Source organism: Serratia sp. 2723, from assembly GCF_050434425.1.
GTDB lineage: Bacteria > Pseudomonadota > Gammaproteobacteria > Enterobacterales > Enterobacteriaceae > Chania.
Map to the genome: position 1 here is coordinate 224794 of NZ_JBNDIN010000006.1, position 18725 is coordinate 243518.

19 protein-coding genes and 1 pseudogene are annotated in these 18725 nt (G+C 55.9%); 6 read left to right on the forward strand and 14 right to left on the reverse strand.

The features are described from left to right. Positions 1-56: 56 nt before the first annotated feature. A complete protein-coding gene (locus tag ABIE29_RS11685; protein WP_166734524.1) occupies positions 57-233 on the forward strand; it encodes a hypothetical protein in 177 nt (58 codons plus the stop codon). 6 nt (positions 234-239) lie between these two features. On the opposite strand, the gene ABIE29_RS11690 is transcribed toward ABIE29_RS11685, so the two are convergent. The 6 genes from ABIE29_RS11690 to ABIE29_RS11715 form a co-directional block, all read right to left on the reverse strand. After that, a complete protein-coding gene (locus ABIE29_RS11690) occupies positions 240-1022 on the reverse strand; it encodes a phosphate/phosphite/phosphonate ABC transporter substrate-binding protein (protein WP_429618941.1) in 783 nt (260 codons plus the stop codon). A gap of 5 nt (positions 1023-1027) precedes the next feature. Beyond that, positions 1028-1798, reverse strand: coding sequence for an ABC transporter permease (locus tag ABIE29_RS11695; protein WP_429618943.1), 771 nt, complete (start codon positions 1796-1798; stop codon positions 1028-1030). Continuing rightward, complete coding sequence (locus ABIE29_RS11700) at positions 1795-2730, reverse strand: ABC transporter ATP-binding protein (RefSeq protein WP_429618944.1); 936 nt, start codon at positions 2728-2730, stop codon at positions 1795-1797. Before ABIE29_RS11700 ends, ABIE29_RS11695 begins: the two co-directional genes overlap by 4 nt. Further along, positions 2727-3881 carry an ABC transporter permease gene (locus tag ABIE29_RS11705; protein ID WP_429619068.1) on the reverse strand — a complete coding sequence of 385 codons (1155 nt, stop codon included), beginning with the start codon at positions 3879-3881 and terminating at the stop codon, positions 2727-2729. The genes ABIE29_RS11700 and ABIE29_RS11705 overlap by 4 nt, the downstream gene beginning before the upstream one ends. Positions 3882-4172: 291 nt before the next feature. After that, positions 4173-5102, reverse strand: coding sequence for a glycine betaine ABC transporter substrate-binding protein OsmF (osmF, locus tag ABIE29_RS11710; RefSeq protein WP_429618945.1), 930 nt, complete (start codon positions 5100-5102; stop codon positions 4173-4175). Positions 5103-5131: 29 nt separating this feature from the next. Then, entirely contained in the window at positions 5132-6163 is a 1032-nt protein-coding gene (locus ABIE29_RS11715) for a fatty acid desaturase (RefSeq protein ID WP_429618946.1), read from the reverse strand. Between the two features lie 288 nt (positions 6164-6451). On the opposite strand from ABIE29_RS11715, the gene ABIE29_RS11720 reads away from it, so the two are divergent. The 3 genes from ABIE29_RS11720 (at position 6452) to ABIE29_RS11730 (ending at position 9599) form a co-directional block, all read left to right on the forward strand. After that, a complete protein-coding gene (locus ABIE29_RS11720) occupies positions 6452-7096 on the forward strand; it encodes a hydrolase (RefSeq protein ID WP_429618948.1) in 645 nt (214 codons plus the stop codon). A 75-nt stretch (positions 7097-7171) separates the two neighbouring features. Further along, positions 7172-7717 (forward strand): antibiotic biosynthesis monooxygenase, encoded by a 546-nt coding sequence (locus tag ABIE29_RS11725; protein WP_065686817.1) that lies wholly within the window; start codon positions 7172-7174, stop codon positions 7715-7717. A gap of 10 nt (positions 7718-7727) precedes the next feature. Then, positions 7728-9599 carry an amidohydrolase gene (locus ABIE29_RS11730; RefSeq protein ID WP_429618950.1) on the forward strand — a complete coding sequence of 624 codons (1872 nt, stop codon included), beginning with the start codon at positions 7728-7730 and terminating at the stop codon, positions 9597-9599. 87 nt (positions 9600-9686) lie between these two features. Here ABIE29_RS11730 and ABIE29_RS11735 read toward each other — a convergent pair whose 3' ends face one another. Both ABIE29_RS11735 and ABIE29_RS11740 read right to left on the reverse strand, forming a co-directional pair. Further along, complete coding sequence (locus ABIE29_RS11735; protein ID WP_429618951.1) at positions 9687-10817, reverse strand: Gfo/Idh/MocA family protein; 1131 nt, start codon at positions 10815-10817, stop codon at positions 9687-9689. Between the two features lie 245 nt (positions 10818-11062). After that, on the reverse strand, positions 11063-11503 hold the full coding sequence (locus ABIE29_RS11740; RefSeq protein WP_429618953.1) for an NUDIX domain-containing protein: 441 nt from the start codon (positions 11501-11503) through the stop codon (positions 11063-11065). Between the two features lie 94 nt (positions 11504-11597). On the opposite strand from ABIE29_RS11740, the pseudogene sseA reads away from it, so the two are divergent. Next, positions 11598-12410: pseudogene (gene sseA / locus ABIE29_RS11745) on the forward strand (3-mercaptopyruvate sulfurtransferase); the annotation flags it as partial. Positions 12411-12512: 102 nt separating this feature from the next. After that, complete coding sequence (locus tag ABIE29_RS11750; RefSeq protein ID WP_429619069.1) at positions 12513-12983, forward strand: GNAT family N-acetyltransferase; 471 nt, start codon at positions 12513-12515, stop codon at positions 12981-12983. Here the strand turns inward: ABIE29_RS11750 and ABIE29_RS11755 are convergent. The 6 genes from ABIE29_RS11755 to phnC all read right to left on the reverse strand — a co-directional run bounded on the left by ABIE29_RS11755 (position 12978) and on the right by phnC (position 18667). Continuing rightward, complete coding sequence (locus ABIE29_RS11755) at positions 12978-13916, reverse strand: cation diffusion facilitator family transporter (RefSeq protein ID WP_429618954.1); 939 nt, start codon at positions 13914-13916, stop codon at positions 12978-12980. The two genes, ABIE29_RS11750 and ABIE29_RS11755, sit on opposite strands and share 6 nt — an antisense overlap. A 136-nt stretch (positions 13917-14052) precedes the next feature. Then, the gene (locus ABIE29_RS11760) at positions 14053-14517 is read right to left on the reverse strand and encodes a DUF1456 family protein (protein WP_429618955.1); all 465 of its coding nucleotides are present in this window, start codon (positions 14515-14517) and stop codon (positions 14053-14055) included. Positions 14518-14646: 129 nt separating this feature from the next. Next, on the reverse strand, positions 14647-15534 hold the full coding sequence (gene phnE, locus ABIE29_RS11765) for a phosphonate ABC transporter, permease protein PhnE (RefSeq protein ID WP_429618956.1): 888 nt from the start codon (positions 15532-15534) through the stop codon (positions 14647-14649). Next, positions 15534-16397, reverse strand: a complete 864-nt coding sequence (phnE, locus tag ABIE29_RS11770; protein WP_429618957.1) for a phosphonate ABC transporter, permease protein PhnE — start codon at positions 16395-16397, stop codon at positions 15534-15536. Before phnE (ABIE29_RS11770) ends, phnE (ABIE29_RS11765) begins: the two co-directional genes overlap by 1 nt. Before the next feature lie 460 nt (positions 16398-16857). Beyond that, the gene (gene phnD / locus ABIE29_RS11775; RefSeq protein ID WP_429618958.1) at positions 16858-17790 is read right to left on the reverse strand and encodes a phosphonate ABC transporter substrate-binding protein; all 933 of its coding nucleotides are present in this window, start codon (positions 17788-17790) and stop codon (positions 16858-16860) included. Positions 17791-17833: 43 nt separating this feature from the next. Continuing rightward, entirely contained in the window at positions 17834-18667 is an 834-nt protein-coding gene (gene phnC / locus ABIE29_RS11780) for a phosphonate ABC transporter ATP-binding protein (RefSeq protein ID WP_021805168.1), read from the reverse strand. Positions 18668-18725: the final 58 nt, after the last annotated feature.

An 18725-nucleotide genomic window follows, 5' to 3' on the forward strand; every position in this document is an offset into this window, starting at 1 on the left:
ACCCGGTGAAGGGGCTATAATTCCCGCTGTTCTGGACAACCTGCGAAATCATCATTATGCGGAAAAAAGCGTTCCTCATCGTCATCGCCTTATGCGCCTTCGGCTCTCTGGGCGGCGTGTTCCTGGCCGGGCTGAATATGTACACCCGTTCCACCACGCCACAAGAAGAAACCACAACCACCAACGATGCCGCAGCCGATAGCGCCCCAACGGCCACTATCCAAGCGAAATAACCCGCTTTATAACGCCGTTACGCCAGCGTTGGCCGCCAGCCTTTCAAGCTCGACCACCCGCTGATAAGCGGCACGCGGCACCAGACTGAAATCGCCGATCAGCAGGCTTTCACTGGCCGTATGGTTGACCATGGCGCTGGCCGCAGTGCGCAGGATTGCCAATTGTGAGTCTGGCGTTCCCGCCGCCGTGATCAACGGCAAGCCCGGTACCGCAGCGGTACGGCCAATAATCTTCAGACCAGCAACGGCCTGTGGCCGTGCCCGTTTCAATAGGGCAAAGCTGATGCAGTCGATAGCCGCAATATCCGCCTGCCCCTCCAGGATCATCTCCAGTGAGCGATAGTGGCCGCCAGAGGCGAGCGCCTGGCGGAAAAAACGCCCTTCCCGCGCCAGCGGTGCAATCAACGCCCGCAGGCTGTTATAGCCCGACTGTGAATCCCGGCTGTTATACGCCACCACGCGATCGCGGAAATCTTCCAGCCGTTCAGCCGGTTCATCCTCTCGCACCACCAGCCAACTGCTGTAGTTCGCTCCGCTGCAACCTTCCACGCGGTAATGGTAAGTGCCCACCAGCTGTACCTGTGGTAGCACCGTCACCAATGGATAACCGCAGGTTTGGCTAAGTAGCAGATCCGGCCGCTGCCAGTGTTGCGGCAAATCCTGCGGCCAACTCAGCTCCTGGGGAACCTCCGCCATACCCAGTTGCCGCAGCTTATCGCGTAGCGCCTGCCAGAACGGTTCCACCTGTTGGTGGCTAACGCCGTACATCGGTAAAGAGATTATTGCCATAATCGTTACCCCGCAGAAGATGAGACAGTCAGCCGCTGCTGACGCCAGGCGGTGAGGTAGCATACCCAGCGTTCGAACAGCATGTCGGTAATGATCGCCAACAACGCCACTACCACCGCTCCCTGGATCACATACGCCGTATTGAAGCCACTCAGGCCAATAATGATCGGCGTTCCCAACGTTTTGGTGCCCACCGTCGAGGCTATCGCCGCCGTGCCGATATTGATAATCACCGAAGTACGGATCCCCGCAACGATCACCGGGGCCGCCAACGGCAACTCAACGCGCCACAAAACTTGCCAGCGGTTCATCCCCACCCCTTGAGCCACTTCACGCGTCCCCGCCGGAACCGACTCTATCCCGGTCAAGGTGCCTTGCAGGATCGGTAATAACCCATACAGCACCAGCGCAATAATCGCTGGCTGCTCACTAAAGCCCATTACCGGTACCGCCACCGCCAATACCGCGACCGGTGGAAAAGTCTGCCCAACGGCAACCACGGTTTCCACCAATGAGCGAAACTCCCGCCCGGCATCGCGCGTCACCGCAATGCCAGCGGTTACGCCAATCATTACCGCAATCAGGCTCGATACGGCTACTAGCGATAAATGCGCAACAACCAGCGAGAAGAAGCTGTCCTGCTGATACACCGGCCTGTCCAACTGTGGGAACCAAGCGGCAAACAGGCCGTGCAAATGGTTCATGCCGAAGACCAACGCCACTAGCAGAGCAAAAGTCCAGGGTAGCGGATCGCGCCACCAACGCGTGATGTTCATGATAGCGCCTTATGTGCGATCAAATCGCTGAAATGCAAAACGCCAAGCGCTTGCCCCTGATCGCCGACCACCGGTAAACGTTCGCTGCCTCGGGCAACAAACACCGACAGCGCCTCACGCAGGCTCATCATGGCCTGGATCGGTTCCCCTTCCGCCTCGCCCGGCCGCACCCTTTCGGCTACCGTGCCCAACGCCAACAGCTTGATCCCCCGATCGCTGCGGCCAAAGAAGTCACGCACAAAATCATTCACCGGGTTGGTTAACAGCTCCAACGGAGTGCCCTGCTGCACCACTCGCCCCTGATCGAGCAGCACGATCCGATCGGCTAGCCCCAGCGCCTCATCGATATCGTGCGTCACCAATACGATGGTGCGGCCAGAAAGTTGATGAATGCGGGCAATCTCAGCCTGCAACGAGGCCCGGGTCACCGGATCGAGCGCTCCAAAGGGTTCGTCCATCAGCAACACCTCAGGATCGGCGGCCAGCGCCCGTGCCACCCCAACCCGCTGCTGCTGTCCGCCGGAAAGCTGATGCGGATAGCGCTGGCGGAACTGTTCCGGCTCCAGTTGCAGCAGCTCCATCAGCTCAGTCACCCGATCGCGGATCCGTGCCCGTGGCCACTTCAGCAACTGCGGCACCGTGGCGATATTCTCTTCTACCGTCCAATGGGGAAACAGGCCGATCGACTGGATGGCGTAGCCCATTCGGCGGCGCAAATCCTGCGGCTTGAACTTATGGATCTCCTCACCGGCAAACCTGATCTTGCCTTTATCATGCTCGATCAGGCGGTTGATCATCTTCAAAGTGGTGGATTTGCCAGAGCCGGAAGTGCCGATCAGCACGGTAAACTCCCCTTCCGCCATGCTCAACGAGAGATCGTCCACCGCCGGTTTCCCCTGAAAAATCTTGCTTACCCGGTCAAAGTTAATCATCTGGCAGTCACTTCCAACATTGAAATTATGAATTTAAACAGCGAATCGACGATCACCGCCATGGCAATCACCGGGATCACCCCGAGCAGCACCAGATCCAGCGCACTGCTGAGTAATCCTTGAAACACGATCGCACCAAAACCCCCGGCCCCGATCAGCGCGGCCACCACAGCCATTCCCACTGTTTGTACCGCCAGGATCCGCACGCCGGTCAGGAACAGTGGCAATGCCAGTGGCAGCTGTACGCCAAAGAAAATCTGCCCGCGCGTCATTCCCATGCCGCAGGCGGACTCAATCACGCTGGCGGGCACGCTTTGCAAACCGGCGACCACGCTACGCACCAGTGGCAACAGGGCATAGAGCACCAACGCCACAATCGCCGGGGCCATACCGATACCGCTGATGCCTAAGTTAGCCAGCCAAGGTAGCGCCGCTGCCAACCCGGCCAACGGGGCGATCAACAGGCCAAACAGCGCAATGGAAGGTACGGTCTGGATGATATTCAACGTAGAAAAGATCGGGGCCTGCCAGCGGGTTGAACGAAAGCACAACACGCCCAACGGCACACCAAGCAGCAATGCCGGTACCAGGGTGGCCAGCAAGATGGTCAGATGCTGTAGCAACGCGGCGTCAAATACCTCTTGCCGGTTGTGGTACTCCTTCAGCAGGGAAAGCTGGTCCAACTGATGGGTAAACAGCAACAACGCGGTAGGTAGCATCACCAAGGTGTTACCCAGAATGCGCCACAGATGCGAGGGAGTGATCCGCGTCATGGCATCTGCGGCGATCAGGCCGCTCAATGCCACCATTAGTGCACAACCGCTGCTCCAGGAAGTCCGTGCCAACGGTGAGCCCTGCAATGCCAGTTGCTGAGCGGTATAGCCGCTCAACCAAAAGATCATCGCCAATAGAACAGCGGCAACGCAGGCGGTCAGCCGCGCCCGATTGCGCGTGGGGGTCAACAGGCTGAGCACGGCCAACACCAGTAACGGCAACAGCAGCCATAGCGCTGGACCATGCAATAGTGAAATCAGAGAGATACTCTTGCCAGACAGCAGGCGATTTGGGGCATAACTGAGAAACGGCAGGCCAAAGGCCGCAAGCAACAGCAAAATAAACAAGGTCAGTAATACGCGGTTTTTCAAGACAATAATCAAAATCACTCCCAGGGTCTAATCAGCCAGTTAAGCGCAGAATGCAAAGCTACGCGTAAGCTGCCTCCCTCACCCTAACCCTCTCCCACAGGGAGAGGGGACTGAACGTGCCACAAATGGGCTCCTGCACCTAACCCCAATGCCGCTCCGTTCCATCTCCTGCGGGGAGGGGATTAAACGTTCTAAAGCTTGAATCCTGCCCTTAATGGCTACTCCATATCCGCTCCCTCTCCCTATGGGAGAGGGTTGGGGTGAGGGGCAATATCAGATTCAGTCGTCGAATCAAGGTTACTTAATCAACCCTTTCTGTTTCAGGTAATTGACCGCCACCTGTTTGGCATCCTGGCCTTCTACGGCGATCTGCGCGTTCAACTGCTGCAAGGTTGGGCCGTCGAGCGTGGCGAATACCGGCTTGAGCAGTTCGGCGATATTGGCGTGCTGGTGCAGCGTTGCCTCACGAATAATCGGTGCTGGTGCGTAGATCGGCTGTACGCCCTGTGGGTCTGCCAACGTTTGCAGGCCCAGCGCGGCTACCGGGCCATCGGTGCCATAGGCCATTGCCGCATTCACCCCAGAGGTTTGTTCCGCCGCCGCTTTGATGGTCACCGCCGTATCACCGCCAGCCAGTGACAGCAACTGATCCTGATTCAGCTTGAAGCCATAAGCATTCTGGAAGGCCGGTAGCGCGTCTGGACGTTCGATAAACTCTGCCGATGCCGCCAGTTTGAACTTACCGCCGCCGTTGATCCACTTGGCCAGATCTGCCAGCGTTTTCAGCTGGTTGGCCTGCGCCACATCCTGACGAACGGCGATCGTCCAGGTGTTGTTTGCCGGGGCGGCATCCAGCCAGACGATCTTATTCTGGTCATAGTCGAGCTTTTTCACCTTCTCAAACCCGGCCTGAGCGTTTTTCCACGCCGGATCTTTTTCATCTGAGAAGAAAAAGGCACCGTTACCGGTGTATTCCGGGTAGATATCAATCTCGCCGGAAGTGATGGCACCACGCAGTACCTTGGTGGTACCCAATTGCAGTTTGTTGGTGGTTTTGATGCCGTTGGCTTCCAGCACCTGCACAATGATATTGCCAAGCAACGAGCCTTCGGTATCAATTTTAGAACCCACGCGTACCGTATCGGCCGCCTGTGCAACACCGCTGGCTCCCGCCAGAACGGTCAAAGCCAATGCCAAAAAACGTGCGCGTAATGGGGTAATAGCCATGCTTTATCCTCTTTGATGATGCTTTCCGGCTATTTCGCCAGATCGATTGGAAAATCCTGCGCGGTATGAGTCCAGCCTATCACATGCTGCTTCCCGACACTCTCCTGTTCAAACGGGTGTACTTCAACGGTAATCGGCGTCACGGCATAGTCGACAAACCAGTTACCATAGCCCTGCACCACAAACCCCTGGCTGCGTTGCCGATAGGCCAGTTGCTCTGCCAAATAGACTTTTCGCAGCCCATACCATGGCAAACCGGGTAAATCATGATGGACTAAATGATAGTTCAGATTGAGAAACAGCAGCCGCCACGGCCAAGAGGCCTCATTAATAATAGAACGTGCCTGTGGAGCGTCCACCGCGCGATGCTCATAAAACGAACGGATCTTGGTCAGCCCCAGCGCCGGGTAGCTGACCGCCAGCAGATAAAAGGCGGCAGAAATGCCCCGGGTTTGCAGCCACGCCAGCAGCACCACCAGCAGCGCTCCCTGAACCAGCCACATTGCCAAGGTCCGCAGATCACCAGCCAGTATGGCTTTCAGGGCGTTGGACAGCGTAGCGATAATATCCCATGCCGGGCCAAGCGTGACTCGCCCAATCAGGGTATTACGTACCTTGGCCAACAGAGGCAGCAAAACAGGAAACCGTTGCCACTGCGCCTGGCTGAAATAGTAACTTTCCGGATCTTCGGCAGGTTGGGTCAGATGATCGTCACGGTGATGCTGAATATGGCTGTCGCGGTACAGCCCGTAGGGATACCACACCGCCAGGGGAAGCAGGCCGAACAGTTGGTTGAGCCGTGGCCAGCGGGTAGGATGGCCGTGGATCAGCTCATGCTGCAACGAGAGATACCAGGTAGTCGCCAGCGTCAGCAGTGGTGCGCCCAGCCAGGGGCCAAGCTGCTGCCAGTAATGCACCACACCGAACCAACTGCCGTAAACCAGCAGCATAATGCCCCAGGTCGGCAGCTCCAGCCGCCAGACCCAATGCCGGTTAAGCTGTTGGATCCAGGCACGTTGTTCGCCGTGCAGATAGTGGCTATGGGGTTTGGCTGAGGGCATTTTTCGGCTCGCTGAGGCTATTTTTCTCAGTATCGGCGAAGCGTATCGGCGCTCAAAATAACAAAAGTGGTAAAGCAAAGTTAAAAATCAGCATCATGACGTTAGCTGCATGGATAACGATCCTGGCAGTCTTCCAGGTTTAGTCTCACCCCTTTCTCCCATAGATAAAAAAACTTAACAAGAAGGTAAAAATTCTACGCTATCTTTGAAAACGGCACCTACCTACCATTCACTCCATTGATACAGTGCATCTATCTTATTCACGGTAATTCTATTGGAAGGTACATTATGTCTAAGTTTCAACTGCTTGATCCGAAAAACTCCGCACTCATCTTTATCGATCATCAACCGCAAATGGCTTTTGGCGTAGCCAATATCGATCGCCAACAGCTGAAAAACAACGTGGTAGCGCTGGCCAAAGCCGGCAGCATCTTTAATGTTCCCACTATTTTTACCTCGGTCGAAAGCGAAAGTTTCAGCGGCTATATCTGGCCGGAACTGCTGGCGGTGCATCCAGAACTCACCCCGATTGAGCGTACCTCGATGAATTCCTGGGAAGATGCGGCATTCGTTAAAGCCGTGGAGGCCATCGGCCGTAAAAAACTGGTGATCTCCGCCCTGTGGACCGAGGTCTGCCTGACCTTTCCGGCATTGATGGCACTGGAAGCCGGGTATGAGGTTTATGTGGTCACAGACACCTCTGGCGGCACCTCGGTGGATGCCCATGAGCGCGCTATCGATCGCATGGTGCAGGCTGGGGCCATTCCGGTAACCTGGCAACAGGTGCTACTCGAATACCAACGCGATTGGGCACGTAAAGAAACCTACGATGCGGTGATGGATCTGGTACGTGAACACAGCGGTGCCTACGGAATGGGCGTTGACTATGCTTACACTCTGGTGCATCACGCCCCGGCTCGCAGCGGCAAGTAAAACCGCGCAAGGCTCACCTTGACTGACCGCATTACCCTCCCGGCCGCGCGCCGGGGTTTTTCAGGAGCTGGATCCATGTCCCATCAGCAACACGTTACGCTGGTGATCACTCACCATCTGGCTCCAGGCCAGGAACCAGCCTATGAAGCCTGGTTAAAACGCATCATGCCCGATGCCGCCCAGTTTGACGGCCATCTAGGCGTTAACGTCATCCGCCCCTCCGGTAATCAGCAGGCTTATACGGTGCTGGTACGCTTCGATAATCTGGACAATTTATACCGCTGGATCCACTCGCCACAGCGACTGAAATATATCGAAGAAGTCACACCACTGCTGCAGGGGAGCGATCATATTGAGATCCGCCCCGGAGCCGAGTTCTGGTTCACACCTGCCAGCGCCAACGTACGGCCACCGGCCAAGTGGAAACAGTTTTTAATCACCCTGCTGGTGATATTCCCTTCGACCAATCTGGTGCCCTGGTTTTGGGGCAAGCTGCTGCCGGAACTGAGCGGCACACTGGCTGGGCATTTACTCAATGATGCCAGCGTTGTCGCCCTGGTGGTATTCCTGTGGATGCCGTTGGTTACCCGTCTGTTTCATCAATGGCTCACCCGCCATTAAGGAAAACGCTATGAGTCACACCGCTTCATTGATCATCCGCAACGGTAAATTCCATACCGTCGATCGCGAGAATCCCACCGCTCAGGCCGTGGCGATCAAGGACGGCAAGTTTCTGGCCGTCGGTAGTGAGAATGACGTCATGCAACACGTCGGGCCGGAAACCCAGATCATCGACTTACACGGCCATACGGCGGTGCCCGGCCTGAATGATTCACACCTGCACCTGATCCGGGGGGGATTGAATTACAACCTGGAACTACGCTGGGAAGGCGTACCTTCGCTGGCCGACGCCTTGCGTATGCTCAAGGAACAGGCACTGCGCACGCCTAGCCCACAGTGGGTCAGAGTAGTCGGCGGTTGGACCGAGTTCCAATTCGCCGAGCGCCGTATGCCTACGTTGGATGAAATCAACGCCGCCGCCCCAGACACGCCGGTCTTTATTCTGCATCTGTACGATCGCGCCCTGCTTAACCGCGCTGCGCTGAAAGTAGTGGGCTACACCAAAGACACGCCAAACCCGCCGGGAGGTGAAATCCAGCGCGACGGCAACGGCAACCCAACCGGGATGTTGATCGCCAAGCCCAATGCCATGATCCTCTATGCAACCTTAGCCAAGGGGCCGAAGCTGCCGCTGGAACAACAGGTGAACTCCACCCGCCAGTTTATGCGCGAACTCAACCGTCTGGGCCTGACCAGCGCGATTGACGCAGGCGGCGGTTTCCAGAACTATCCCGAGGACTATCAGGTCATCGCGGAACTGCACGATAAAAAACAGCTGACCTTGCGTATCGCCTACAACCTGTTTACCCAAAGGCCAAAACAGGAGCTGGAAGACTTCCAGCTATGGACGGATATGCTCAAACCCGGCCAGGGAACGGACTTTTACCGCCATAACGGCGCGGGGGAAATGCTGGTGTTCTCGGCGGCCGACTTCGAAGACTTTCTGCAACCTCGCCCGGATTTGCCTGAAGGTACCGAGGATGAGCTGGAACGCGTAGTACGCCATCTGGTGGAACACCGCTGGCCGTTCCGTTTGCATGCCACTTACGATGAATCCATCAGCCGAATGCTGAACGTGTTTGAGAAGGTCAACCGCGAAATCCCCTTTGCTGGTCTGCACTGGATTTTTGACCATGCGGAAACCATTTCTGAGCGTAATATCGAGCGAGTGAAAGCCCTCGGGGGCGGTATCGCCGTACAGCACCGCATGGCGTTTCAAGGGGAATACTTTGCCGAACGCTATGGCATCGAAGCCACCAAACAGACTCCACCGGTCGCCAAAATGTTGGCGGCAGAACTGCCGGTTGGACTAGGCACCGACGCCACCCGCGTCGCCAGTTACAACCCTTGGACAGCGCTGTACTGGCTGGTTTCTGGCCGCACGGTCGGCGGTATGGCAATGTATGACGATCAGGCTCGTCTGGATCGCGAAACGGCATTAATGCTTTGGACACAGGGCAGTGCCTGGTTCTCTACCGAACAAGGGAAAAAGGGCCAGATCAAGGTGGGACAGCTGGCGGATATGGCCGTGTTGTCACAGGATTACTTCAGCGTACCGGAGGAGCAGATCAAGGGAATTGAGTCGGTCATGACCGTGGTGGATGGTAAAGTTGTCTATGCTGCGGACAGTTTCTCGCCGTTCTCTCCGCCGCCGTTACCGGTACTGCCTGAATGGTCACCGGTGGCCAATGTACCGGGGCATTATCGCTCAGCACCGCCCGCAACCACCGGCAAGGTAGGTGCATTAAGCCAGCCGCACCAGTGTTGCGGCCCTTGTGGCGTTCATGCTCACCAGCATGATATTGCCCGCCGTTCCAGCATTCCCATCGCCAACGAGAATGCCTTTTGGGGTGCCTTCGGCTGTTCTTGCTTTGCGTTTTAAGCGTCCAAGGGCCTTGCATGCTGCCAAATGGGCGCAGCATGCAAGGCCCTACGGGACAGCACAGTTAGCGGCCTCCCGGTAACAGGGTCAATCGCAGTTGATGTCTAACCAGCGGCGCTGTTCGGCAGAGGCGGCAATCGCATCCAGCACGCAGGATACCTTCCAGCCTTCCTCAAAATCTGGCCACAGCCGATCACCTGCGGCAATGCCATTGACCAAATCACGGATCTCCACCGTTTTCTGATCGTTAAAGCCGATGCCATGGCCGGCACTGACGCAGAATGCGGCGTAATCCGGGTGCTTTGGCCCTACCATGATGGTTTTGAAGCCCTGCCGCTCGGCCGGTTCATCATGGCGATACAGTTTCAGTTCCGCCATGCGTTCCTGAGTGAAACTCAGCGTGCCCTTGGTGCCGGTCACCACATAGGTCAGGCCCATTTTGCGCCCGCAGGCAATGCGTGAGGTTTCTATGGTTCCCATCGCGCCATTGGCAAAGCGCACCAGCGCGCTGGCCTGATCTTCGTTTTCGACTTCACACATCTTGGCCGGATTGCCCGGATCGGGCCGCTGTTTGATCAGGGTTTGCATATCGCCCGACACCGCGACAATATCCCCCACCAGATAATGCGCCATGTTCACGATGTGCGCCGCCAGATCGCCCAACGCCCCCAACCCGGCGGTGGCTTTACGGCAGTGCCAGTCGATCGGCGTACGCGGATCGGCCAGATAATCTTCATTATGCGTACCGTAAAAATGTACCACCTCGCCAATTTCACCGTTGGCGATGATTTCCCGTGCCAGCTGGCTGGTCGGGTTTTTCATATAGTTGAACCCAACCAGGGTTTTGACCCCTTTGGCGCGCGCGGCCTGCACCATCTCGGTGGCATCTTGCGCATTCAGCGCCAGCGGCTTCTCGGAATAAACATGCTTGCCCTGTGCAATTGCCGCCAGAGCCATCTCTTTATGCAGGAAGTTCGGAGCACAGATATCCACCACGTCTATGGCAGGGTCGGCCACCAGTTCACGCCAGTCGCCGGTTGAACGCGCGAAACTGAACTCCGCCGCCCGCTGAGCTGCCAGTTCGGATGTCACTTCCGCCAGCATCTCCAATACCAGTTCCCCTTTCAGCGGGAACACCGTGCCAGCCTGTGCATAGGCGATAGCATGACAGCGGCCAATATAACCAGTACCGATCAATCCAACGCGCACCTGTTTCATCGTTTTCTCCCTTGCTTATTTTTGGAAAATAAAAATCATTATGTATTTATATGAAATTTAAATTTCATTAACAAGCCGATAATCAACTTTGACCCGGATCCGTGACTGCCTTCATAAAACGCGGTGGATAAAAAACATGCGTTTATAACGCATTCAGTGGCCAACCCCATCCCGGCAGCGGTATTACCGCAGAGCCATTACGCCAACATGGTTTCGAGGTGTTTTGCGCGCACCAGCTCGACGCGTTAATCGAGCATGTCCGGCCAGCCGAGCTGGGCCAGGCGATCCGCTAGCCGCTGACGCAGATGGGCAATACCCTGTGGGTGACGCACAAACTCATCCGTAGGCATCATTTGCCAGCACTGTCCTTCATTGCCAAAGCGGATCGCTGCAATCTGCGCAAGGGTGATTTCCCCCACCATAAACCAGGTGGGCGGCGAGCCAGGCTTGATCCCGGCGTAACGCTGCTGCCAGACAATTTGCCGTGCGGGCAATAGAATACCGAACTCCTCCCCGGTTTCCCGTTGCACACATTGCACCGGAGTTTCGTCCCCTTCACGCCCGCCGCCGGGCAAGTCCCAGCAACCGGGCCAGGGGATCGCCGGGTTGTCATCACGCTGGTAAACCAGCACCTGGCCACCGTACAGCAAGGCGATTTTCGCCCCGCCAAAGTCTTGGTCAATCATCTGCCCTGCTCCCTTTCAAACCACAGCATACCAATATGCAAGATCGTTGAGGTATAGTGAAAACCTTCTTTGTCCTGACAGGCGAACAATGACCATGAACTCTGCTTTTTTAGTGACCGCGCAATGGCTTGAGCAACATATCAACGATGAAAATCTGACGCTGGTTGATGTGCGTATGGCACCTGTCGGTCAGGTGCCGAAGCAAGACATGTTGGCCGAATTTGAGCGGGGCCATATACCAGGTGCGGTATATTTCGATATTGACGACGTCGCGGATAAAAATACTACGCTGCCGCATATGCTGCCCACGGCAGAAGCCTTTGCCGCTGCCGCAGGTAAACTGGGCATTAATGACCAACAGACCCTTGTTTTCTATGATGAAGGCAATCAGTTTTCTGCCCCACGCGGTTGGTGGACGTTCCGTAATTTCGGCGCACAAAATGTATTCGTGCTCGATGAAGGTTTGCAGGGTTGGACATCACGCGGTAACGCCTTGGAAACCGGCCCTGCACAGCCTACCCCCGCGACCTTCCGCGCGCACTTTAATGCCGAAGCGGTGGTGGATATGCGGCAGGTTGAGCAGGCGATGAACGACCAGCGGCAAATCCTCGACGCCCGTGCCGCACCTCGTTTCTATGCCCAAGCCCCGGAACCGCGCCCTGGCCTGCACCGTGGCCATATTCCGGGCAGTATCAATATTCCGTATGGCGAGCTGCTGGAGAACGGACGTTTCAAATCGCTCGAGGCGCTGAAAAAAACCTTCGAAGAAAAAGGGGTCGATATCGACGCGCCCACCATCGTCAGCTGTGGTTCTGGCGTCACCGCCGCCGTGCTGGCCTTTGGCCTGCAATCACTGGGTGCCAGGCAGGTGAAACTCTATGACGGTTCCTGGAGCGAATGGGGCGCACTGAGCGGCAAGCAGTCGATCGCCCAAGATGAGTCAACTAACCATTACAAAGAGGCTATCGTGTTCACGATCCGTCAAGCGTTGCCCGCTGATTTAGCGACCGTGCGGGATATCGGGATTGCCAGCTACCTCGCTCACTTTGCTGAACTTTGGCAAAACCAGCAGGAGTTGCAGGCGTTTCTGACCAAGGATTTTGCCGAACAAGCGTTGGAGCCCTCATTGCGAGACCGCGATACTTGCTGGCTGCTTGCCTATGAGGGGGAGACGCCGGTAGGCTTTGCCAAGCTTAATTTCGACAGCCTGCAGGCAGCGACCGCAACCCTCGGGGCCGAGCTGCAAAAGATTTATTTCCTGCCGCAGTTTGCCGGGCGCGGCTATGGGAAGCAGTTATTTGCCGAAGTACAGCGACGAGCCGTTGAGAGAGGGCAACCAATCCTGTGGCTGGACGTGCTGAAAAGTAACGTGGCTGGCCAACGCTTTTATCAGCGCCAAGGTATGGCGATCGTGGGTGAGGAGAGCTATACCAGCGTCAGCCAATCCGTGGCCATGTGGGTGATGGCGAAAAACCTATAGCCACTTCGCATTATGGGTAAAGGAGATGGTCAGCCAGCGGTGCGGGCTATCTTCACCAATGGCGTCGGCTATCTGGTCACGGATTTTATCCAGCTTGTGGACGCCGCTGTGTTCCATCTCTGGCGGGATCACGATGTGGATCTCAATAAACAGCCCACGGCCAACGCGGGTGGCGTAATTGGAATAATCCAGGAAGCCATACTCCAGCGTCAGCTGCGCCATAATGGATCCCACCTTGGCATCCAGGCTGTCCGGCGTCATCTGCAGCACTTCCTGAATGGCAGATTTTACCGTTTTGATTGGCACCGGGATCAGGACCAGCGTCAACAGTGCCAGTGCGACAGGGTCGGCATAGACGTTGAGATATTCATAACGGGTGCCTTCCATTAGCCAGGAAAGAATAAAAGCCACCAATAACGCCGAACTGATGCAGGCCGACATCAGCCAGCTTTTGTTATCCAGCGCGATCAGCTCCGATTTGACCTGCTTATTCAGCCGGCTTTGCTTAACGTAGAGGGTAAAGCAGAAAATACTGACGGTAACGGCATAGACAATCGCCCAGCCCAGCTCAAGCTCGCGCCCTCCGTCGGCAATCCCTTTGACGGCGTTTACAAAGGCATACAGACACAGCAACGTCAGTAAACTGCCGTTAAATGCCAGCACCAGCGGCTCGACATGCCAGAAACCATACTGAAAACGACGGCTATGGGGTTGCCCCAGCAGGCGGGACACCAGCAGGGATAATGAACACATGCCCGCGTCCAACGCCGAGAACATGCCATCAAAAACGATCGACATCGAACCGCAGACAATCCCAAACACGATCCCGGCACTGGCGATAAACAGCGTACAGAAGATCGATCTGCGCAGTATTTTTTGTTCTATTGCCGTGCTGGTTAACACCGCTGGCAACGTGGTGGGGGCTGTCGTCATAATTCCCTTATTTCACACGGAAAGTTCGGACATGTTCTACCGTCAGGCGGCATAGTACTGAGTATGATCGACAAATGCAGGGCGCACAAAAAAAAAGCGCCCTCGATGAGGACGCCTGATGCCGTGATACGCAACATTATGCGCCGCGTATGCGCTGGGTCAGCCCTTTCAGGAAATAGCGCAGCATCTGATCGCCACAGGGGCGGTAGTTTTTAGTGCCTTCTTTGCGGAACAGCGCGCTCAGCTCAGGCTTGGAGATACGAAATTCCACCGCGGTAAAAATCTGGTGCAGATCGACATCTTTCAGTTCAAACGCCACACGCAGCTTTTTCAGCACCAGGTTGTTGGTGATCGGCAGCTCTACCGCCGGTGCCGGGAATTTATCGTCTTTGCCACGCTTGAAGAACACCAGGCCATTGAGGAAATGGGCCATCACTTCGTCGGGGCAGTGGGCAAAGCCCGGCTCGCCTTCCTTGATCATGTAGGTCCCCATGGCTGCGACATCGACGTCAAAACCGTCCAGCTTGACGATCTCTACCATCTTCGCGTCATTAATAGCCAGCATGTAGCGCACGCTGCGCAGCACATCATTGTTAATCATGGAATACCTTTCGCTTGTCAATCAGGAGAGGCGTGCAGCGCTGCACACCTTGCATGGCGGCAGTATAGGGATCCGGCGGGGGTTTCTCAATGGAATTTCCACGGGCAAACCTGGGTTTACCCGCAGAGGTTAATGATTTTTCGGGTAAAGCGGAATTTCTTCACCAACGATATATTTGTTACGCAGGATGGCGGAGATCTTGTCCATCAGCATCACGATAACCACCAGGATCAGGGTGATAAACATCACCACGTCCCAGTTCCATAGCCGCATGTTCTCGGCGTAGACCAGGCCGATCCCCCCTGCTCCAACAAAACCGAGCACCGCCGCCGAACGGGTGTTGGACTCAATCTGGTACAGGCTCAACGCCAGGAAGGTCGGGAAAGACTGGGTGAAAATGCCATAACGGTGTTTTTGCAGCCCATTGGCCCCCACCGCCGTCAGCCCACGGCTGGGGGATTTATCCACCGCTTCGTGGCCTTCGGCATACAGTTTGCCAAGCAGGCCGATATCCTGCATCACGATGGCCAACACCCCGGCCAGCGGCCCCATACCCACGGCACGCACAAAAATCAGCCCCCAGATGGCCATATCAATCCCCCGCAGCATATCCAGCAGGCGGCGTACCAGCGTTGCTACAGGCCGTAGCGCCGGTGAGGACATCACGTTGCGCGCGGCAAAAAACGACAGCGGTAAGGCGATCAACGATGCCGTAATCGTGCCGGCAAACACGATCGCCAGGGTGATAAAGATCTGTTGGAAATAGTAGCCAAACGGCCAGTTGGCAAAGTCATGCCAGACAAACATGCGCATAAAGTAGCGGCTAATCTGTTGGCAACCGTTGGCAAATTGCGGCCAGGAAATGCCAAACACCAGGAAAAAGAAGACGTAATACAACACAATCGCTACGGTAATCATGCCGAGGGTACGCAGATAGCGCCCTTGGCGTGAGAATATTTCCGGGTTCTGCTGCTTAAGTCGCTGCAAATTTTCGCTAGAGATTGGCTGAACGGACATTAGGCTTTCCCCTCGACAACGCGTTTACGTAATTCACCGGAAGCGTAATCCAGCAGCGAAACCACCACGATAATCAGCAGCAGCGTCATGCTGACCTGATCGTAACGGTCGAGCTTGATATTGGTCATCAGTTCCTGACCAATCCCGCCCGCCCCTACCAGGCCGAGGATGGTCGACTGGCGGAAGTTGATTTCCAGCCGCATAAAGCTGTAGGACAAGAAGATCGGTTTGACCTGCGGCCACAGGCCGAAACGCATGCGCTGTAACGGCGTGGCCCCACAGGCGACCAGCCCACGCACCGGCTTGTTGGAAGCGGTTTCGATCGATTCATAGAACAGCTTGGTCAGGCTGCCGATGGTGTGCAGCGCCAGCGCCATAAAACCGGGAATGGCACCGATGCCAAACGCCATCACAAACATCACCGCCCAGGCCAGCTCCGGCATGGTGCGCAGGAACGCTACCAGCGTGCGGATGGCAAAGCGCAGCGTCGCCGGGCTGTGGGTATTATTGGCTGCCAAAAAGGCCAGCCCGCCCGCCACCAGCACGGAGAGGATAGTCGCCGCCAGCGCCAGCTGTAAGGTTTCCCAAATCAGCGGTAATTGGATATGCAAGCGGTAGCCCCAATAGGCGAAGGAGCCTTCGGTATGGCCGTCGGCGAACAGCAGCGGCCAGTGCAGCACCGGGATGGTTTCTGCCAGATAGTCAAAGAAATGGGGGATCGACACCCAGACGGTATGCAGGTTGAACTCGGCGATATTGCCTGCGCCAAGATAGAGCGCTACCAGCCCGAGTGACCAGAGCAGGGTTTCACGCTTCTGCTTACTGCGGATCCGTTGGTAGTAGTGTGCAAAGTCGGTATTCAAAATCGCTTTCCATCTTCTTGTAGTGGAGAGTATTGTCCCCTCACCCCTACCCTCTCCCACAGGGAGAGGGAGCTAGATCGGTGTTATGGGCAAGGACATGAAGCCAATCTGTAGCACGTCCAAGGTACAGGTTGAATACAGTCATTAATTTGTGACTCGGTCAGTCCCCTCACCCCTACCCTCTCCCACAGCGAGAGGGAGCTAGATCGGTGTTATGGGCAAGGACATGAAGCCAATCTGTAGCACGTCCAAGGTACAGGTTGAATACAGTCATTAATTTGTGACTCGGTCAGTCCCCTCACCCCTACCCTCTCCCACAGCGAGAGGGAGCTAGATCGGTGTTATGGGCAAGGACATGAAGCCAATCTGTAGCACGTCCAAGGTACATAATTTGTGACTCGGTCAGTCCCCTCTCCCTGTGGGAGAGGGTTAGGGTGAGGGGCCGGGAACGTAGCCAGCCTTAGCGATCGCCCTTGGTCAGCTCACGCTTCATATCGATAATGGTCTGGTATTCCGCCAGCTTGACGTCGCCAATATGCTGCTTGCCGCCCATCGCCTTGATAAAGCACTGATGGTTGTCGGTATCCAGCTTCTTGATGGCGGTGACCACCTTGGCTTTGAAATCCGCAGGCAGAGCATTGCTCACCAGGATCGGGCCATTCGGGATCAGCGGCGACTGCCAGATAATCCGGATCTGCTTCATCAAATCCGGGTGATCCATACGGATCATGCGGTTGAAGGCTCCGCTGGTATAGCCGGTGTTGTAATCTCCAATCATCGAGGCCCAGGTGACCGCACCTTCAAACTGGCCGTTCAACACGCCAAGCACGTCCTGCTCATGGCCACCGGAGAAGGTGACGCTGGAGAAGAAGTTGTTGTATTTGTTATCCGGCGTGCCGCCAAACTGTTTCTTGAACACCTGGTTTGGCACCAGGAAACCGGAGGTCGAATCCGGATCCGCAAAGCCGAAGGATTGACCTTTCAGGTCTTCCAGCTTTTTGTAAGGGCTGTCGGCTTTCACCACCACCACCGAGTGATAACCGCGTGACTGATCGGTATCATCCACCGCGATCCCCACCAGATCGACTGCCTTGGGATCCTTGATATACACCGAAGCAAATGACGAAGGTGACATGCTCAACACCAGATCGATCTTGCCCCCGAGCAGGCCCTGGATCACGCCAGAGTAGTCGGAAGAGTTACGTAATTTGGTGTCTACGTTCAGCTCTTTATCGAGAAAATCTTTCACACACTGGTTATCACCAATCTGTTGGGTGGCGTTCTGCCCGCCCAGGATCCCCAGGTTCAACTCTTTCGGCGCATCCGCTGCACCTGCATTAAATACCATCATTACGCCGGCCATCATGGTGGTCAGTGTGAATATTTTTTTCATTGCGCATGCCCTGTGTGTAAAGGTAAAGGTGACGTTCAAGTGATTAATGGATCTGATTGGCTTCTTCGCCATACAGTTGCTGCAAAATACGTTCGTTAAGCTGCGACGGGTGGCCATCGAAAATGATTTTGCCCTGGGCGATGCCAATCACCCGGGTGCAGTATTCCCTCACCAGTTCGACCGAGTGCAGGTTCACCATTACCGCGATATCGTTCTCGCTGACTTTCTGTAGCGCATCCATAATGCGGCGGGTGTTTTTCGGATCGAGCGAGGCGACCGGTTCATCGGCCAGCAGGATTTTGGGGTTTTGCATCAGCGCACGGCAGATGGCGACGCGCTGCATTTGGCCACCGGACAGGTTCTCGGCACGTTGCAGCGCATGTGGCAGCATATTCAGCCATTGCAACAGCTCGATGGCCCGCGCACGGTCAGCATCGTCGAACACTTTGAAGAAGGATTTCAGCGTTGAAGTGTGGCTGAGGCGGCCAAGCAGCACGTTGGTGATCACATCCAGGCGGGGGACCAGGCAAAAATCCTGGAAGATCATGCCGCAACGGGCGCGCCACTGGCGCATCTGGCGGGCCGAGAGCTGCGCGATATCCTGTGCAACTCCATCGTCCTCAAAATGCAGCATCTCGCCACAGCTGGAAGGTATGGTGCCGTTCAGCGTATGCAGCAGGGTAGATTTCCCAGCCCCGGAGCGACCTATCACCGCCACAAACTCCCCGGCGTGCAGATCAAAATTGATGTCGTCGAGGACGCGTTGCTGGGATTGGTAAGCCTTACCCAGCCCTTTTACCGCCAATACCTTGCGTAAAGGGATCGGTTGCTGCCCTGGATAGTCGGTCGGTGCCAGTTTTAACAGTGCCTGCGCCATATGATTTCTCTGATTTCAGTGGCTAATCTTATGGGCACCTATTAACGAATAACTGTAT

What these genes read in the sequence shown, in the direction of transcription:
- ABIE29_RS11685 (WP_166734524.1), top strand. Translation starts at nt 57, where the DNA reads ATGCGGAAAAAAGCGTTCCTCATCGTCATCGCCTTATGCGCCTTCGGC.
- ABIE29_RS11690 (WP_429618941.1), bottom strand. Translation starts at nt 1,022, where the DNA reads ATGGCAATAATCTCTTTACCGATGTACGGCGTTAGCCACCAACAGGTG.
- ABIE29_RS11695 (WP_429618943.1), bottom strand. Translation starts at nt 1,798, where the DNA reads ATGAACATCACGCGTTGGTGGCGCGATCCGCTACCCTGGACTTTTGCT.
- ABIE29_RS11700 (WP_429618944.1), bottom strand. Translation starts at nt 2,730, where the DNA reads ATGATTAACTTTGACCGGGTAAGCAAGATTTTTCAGGGGAAACCGGCG.
- osmF (WP_429618945.1), bottom strand. Translation starts at nt 5,102, where the DNA reads ATGGCTATTACCCCATTACGCGCACGTTTTTTGGCATTGGCTTTGACC.
- ABIE29_RS11715 (WP_429618946.1), bottom strand. Translation starts at nt 6,163, where the DNA reads ATGCCCTCAGCCAAACCCCATAGCCACTATCTGCACGGCGAACAACGT.
- ABIE29_RS11720 (WP_429618948.1), top strand. Translation starts at nt 6,452, where the DNA reads ATGTCTAAGTTTCAACTGCTTGATCCGAAAAACTCCGCACTCATCTTT.
- ABIE29_RS11725 (WP_065686817.1), top strand. Translation starts at nt 7,172, where the DNA reads ATGTCCCATCAGCAACACGTTACGCTGGTGATCACTCACCATCTGGCT.
- ABIE29_RS11730 (WP_429618950.1), top strand. Translation starts at nt 7,728, where the DNA reads ATGAGTCACACCGCTTCATTGATCATCCGCAACGGTAAATTCCATACC.
- ABIE29_RS11735 (WP_429618951.1), bottom strand. Translation starts at nt 10,817, where the DNA reads ATGAAACAGGTGCGCGTTGGATTGATCGGTACTGGTTATATTGGCCGC.
- ABIE29_RS11740 (WP_429618953.1), bottom strand. Translation starts at nt 11,503, where the DNA reads ATGATTGACCAAGACTTTGGCGGGGCGAAAATCGCCTTGCTGTACGGT.
- ABIE29_RS11755 (WP_429618954.1), bottom strand. Translation starts at nt 13,916, where the DNA reads ATGACGACAGCCCCCACCACGTTGCCAGCGGTGTTAACCAGCACGGCA.
- ABIE29_RS11760 (WP_429618955.1), bottom strand. Translation starts at nt 14,517, where the DNA reads ATGATTAACAATGATGTGCTGCGCAGCGTGCGCTACATGCTGGCTATT.
- phnE (WP_429618956.1), bottom strand. Translation starts at nt 15,534, where the DNA reads ATGTCCGTTCAGCCAATCTCTAGCGAAAATTTGCAGCGACTTAAGCAG.
- phnD (WP_429618958.1), bottom strand. Translation starts at nt 17,790, where the DNA reads ATGAAAAAAATATTCACACTGACCACCATGATGGCCGGCGTAATGATG.
- phnC (WP_021805168.1), bottom strand. Translation starts at nt 18,667, where the DNA reads ATGGCGCAGGCACTGTTAAAACTGGCACCGACCGACTATCCAGGGCAG.